The 1035-nt window shown below is 53.9% G+C and carries 1 pseudogene; it reads right to left on the bottom strand.

What is annotated here, in order from left to right:
* Positions 1–912, bottom strand: a pseudogene (locus ABD915_RS09805) (bifunctional DNA primase/helicase); the annotation flags it as partial.
* Between the last annotated feature and the right edge of the window lie 123 nt (positions 913–1035).

Here is a 1035-nt window from a genome sequence, read left to right on the forward strand (position 1 = left end):
GGTGTGGGGGTGATCCGTGCCGGTGTGGGGTTGCTCTGTGCCGGTGTGGGGGTGATCCGTGCCGGTGTGGGGGTGCTCTGTGCCGGTGTGGGGGTGATCCGTGCCGGTGTGGGGTTGCTCTGTGCCGGTGTGGGGGTGATCCGTGCCGGTGTGGGGGTGCTCTGTGCCGGTGTGGGGGTGCTCTGTGCCGGTGTGGGGGTGATCCGTGCTGGTGTGGGGTTGATCCGTGTTGGTGTGGGGTTGCTCTGTGCCGGTGTGGGGGTGATCCGTGCTGGTGTGGGGGTGATCTGTGCCGGTGTGGGGGTGATCCGTGTTGGTGTGGGGGTGGTTCGTGGGGCAGAGAGCTTGCCAGCCAAATAAAATTGGTTCACACTGTGCTGCTGTCGGTTTTGCTTTTGCGCCCGCTTGCGCCAACCGTTCTTTTACCAAAGCAAGGGTGCCATTCGGTTTATAAAAGGGAAAAATAATTTTATTTCCATTTTCCCCTATCCGGTAACGCTTTAAAATCTCAAGAGGAATACAGCGCTCTTCGTTGAGGTAAGTTTTCACCAAATTCTGTGGTGTGTTCCCTGTCGGAGTGGGGGGACGCCGATAGGAGCGATGAGGCGCCATAAAGGGTTTGGGACGTGTAAGATTGAGGAAGGAACGTGCTTCCTCTAAGGCTTGAGAGAGGCTTATCCCTTTAACTGCGCACCAAAGGTCTAAAAGGTCTCCACCGCTGCCTTCCGCAAAATCATACCAAAGCCCCGCTTTTTCGCCACTTAAACACACCGATAAACTTTGACCAGATTCACCGCGTGTGTTGCCAACAATCCAATCATTGCCACGTTTGTGCCCTCTTGGTAAAAGCATTTCTGCTATCACTTTCGCTTGAGACGATAGCTTCTGCTTGATTTCAAAAATTGTGCTCATGTTCATGCCTGTGGTTGTAGATTAAGAGTTCGGTAAAGGGTGTCAGTGTTGTTGCCTTGCGGTGCGAGAGTTTGCGAGTTCTTGCTGGGATGAGCGGAAAAAACCTCTTGCCTGCTGTTCTTT

The sequence above is a fragment of the Bartonella jaculi genome, assembly GCF_039543045.1.
GTDB classification, from domain to species: domain Bacteria; phylum Pseudomonadota; class Alphaproteobacteria; order Rhizobiales; family Rhizobiaceae; genus Bartonella; species Bartonella jaculi.